We start from the raw sequence: 1,884 nt of genomic DNA on the forward strand, positions 1-1,884 counted from the left end.
TGGCTGTCGTCAGTGACACCTCTGTTAAGCCTTCAGCGTTGGTCATCGCGCGTGAGGCGAGTGCCCGCTCTGTTGAGGCGAGGCAGCGTGCTCTTGCGACCGCAGAACGTGCCCGCCGCTTGGTCGAGGAGGCCCGCGCCGCGCGTCAACGACTCGTCAACCCGGGTGCCAAGTCTGCTGGCGAGGTGCCTGAAGGAGCCTGCCAGGCGGCTTTCGATGACAGTCCGTCAGACCTCCGCAGCTTGTTCGGGTAGCTGCCCTCGATAAGGATGAACGACCCCGAACTGATCAAGGGTCTCCAGCCGGACCTGATAGATCGTTCCACGCCTCGTCCCATGGTCGGCGACCGCGCGCCGGATTCGCGGTGCTGCTGTGCAACGTGGGCGTACTGACGGCAGCCGTCAGCCTCGAGGACACCTCGTGGTTCCGGATGGGATACACCGTGGTCCTGGCCGCTCTGCTGTCGCTTCGAGCGCCATGGTCGTAGGCCGTCGCAGCAGCGGCCCCGGTCATCAGCACGTTGGTGGCTCTGGCGACCAACCAGCCGCATGACGCCTCCACGAGTCTGGCCGCCGTCGCCTTTGCCCTCGCCCTCCTGGTCATGCTGCGGCTGGCCGCGGCGGCGCGCCAGCTGGGGGAGGCCAGGCAGGCCAGTGCCGAGCGCGCGGTCTTGAGGATGCGGGGGTTCGTCGAGGAAGAGCTCGAGCGAACCCTGGGTGCTGAGCTGGCCGAGATCGCGGAGCAGGCCGAGCAGACCGCCGTCACGATGTTCCGCGACGTTGCCTCGGGTTCCGGCGAGCGCTTGCCCAGGGTCCTGGTGCAGCTGGTCCGCTGCCTCCGAACGCCACATCCCTGCGCCTCTCCGCATCCGGGCCGCTCCTCGTAATTCAGGAAGGCTCGGCGGCTACGAGGGGCGCGCCCACCCGCCCCGCAGCGTCGGCGATTGCCGCCCGCCGGGCCAGGGGAAGGGCCGCACACCCCTGGTTCTTTCCGGACCGCTTCGCCTCGTACATCGCCTCGTCGGCCTCTCGCAGGAGTTCCGCGAGGCTGACGCCCGGATGGTTGACGGTCATGCCGACGCTCGCGCTGACCGTGACGACGTGCTCATCGATCCGCATGGGCAGCCGGATCGCCTGCAGAAGGCGATGCCCGATGGTCAGCACGTCGCCAGGGTCGTGCACGTCCGGCATGACGACCACGAACTCGTCGCCGCCGAGGCGGGCGACGATGTCGTCCTGACGCACCTGCTGCCTGAGCCGCTCCGCGATGCCGATGAGCAGGGCATCGCCGACCGCGTGGCCGAGAGTGTCGTTGATCTGTTTGAAGCCGTCGAGGTCCAGCATGAGCAACCCGACGGTGTAGTCAGCCGAAATCTCGAGGCCGGCCGCGAGCTGTTCCTCCATCGTCCGGCGGTTGGCCAGCCCGGTCAGCGGGTCATGGCCGGCGCGCCGACGGAGGTCCTCGGTGAGTTTGGCGTTGGTCAGCGCCAGCGAGACCTGCGCGGCGATGACCGACAGCGCGTCGCCGATTTCGTCCGGCAGCGGGTCCGGACTGACGATCCGTACCGCCATGGTGTGCTGCTTGTCGATTGGCAGGGAGATGTCGGTGACGTGACCGCCGGCAGCTCCGCCTTCCGGCGCGGGGCGCGCCCCCGGGTCGAGGTCGATGAACCGAGCCACGGCGCCGGGTACGTCGTCGAGGAGCCGGGACACCGCGGCCAGCGCCTCGTCGCGGGTGGCCTCAGCATTTCCGGCCTGAGCGATCGCCAGTCCCGCCCGCGACAGCAAGCGCTCGCGGGCGCTGGAGCGCACGGAGCGCGAGCTGGCCACCGCGACTAGGTGGGCGATGATGGCCAGCGGAGGAATGCCGGGCAGGACATAGGCC

At 69.2% G+C, this 1,884-nt stretch carries 3 protein-coding genes; 2 read left to right on the plus strand and 1 reads right to left on the minus strand.

Annotated features, from left to right (window positions below):
• Positions 1-364 precede the first annotated feature (364 nt).
• Together AB0M20_RS40990 and AB0M20_RS40995 are read left to right on the plus strand one after the other, a co-directional pair.
• Positions 365-487, plus strand: coding sequence for a hypothetical protein (locus AB0M20_RS40990; RefSeq protein ID WP_364306659.1), 123 nt, complete (start codon positions 365-367; stop codon positions 485-487).
• Positions 488-523: 36 nt separating this feature from the next.
• Positions 524-886, plus strand: coding sequence for a hypothetical protein (locus AB0M20_RS40995; RefSeq protein WP_364306660.1), 363 nt, complete (start codon positions 524-526; stop codon positions 884-886).
• A 1-nt stretch (position 887) separates the two neighbouring features.
• On the opposite strand, the gene AB0M20_RS41000 is transcribed toward AB0M20_RS40995, so the two are convergent.
• Positions 888-1,884, minus strand: a 997-nt coding sequence (locus AB0M20_RS41000) for a GGDEF domain-containing protein (RefSeq protein ID WP_364306662.1), incomplete at its 5' end; no start/stop codon positions are given.

Source organism: Actinoplanes sp. NPDC051633 (assembly GCF_040681735.1).
In the GTDB taxonomy this organism is placed as follows: Bacteria; Actinomycetota; Actinomycetes; order Mycobacteriales; family Micromonosporaceae; genus Actinoplanes.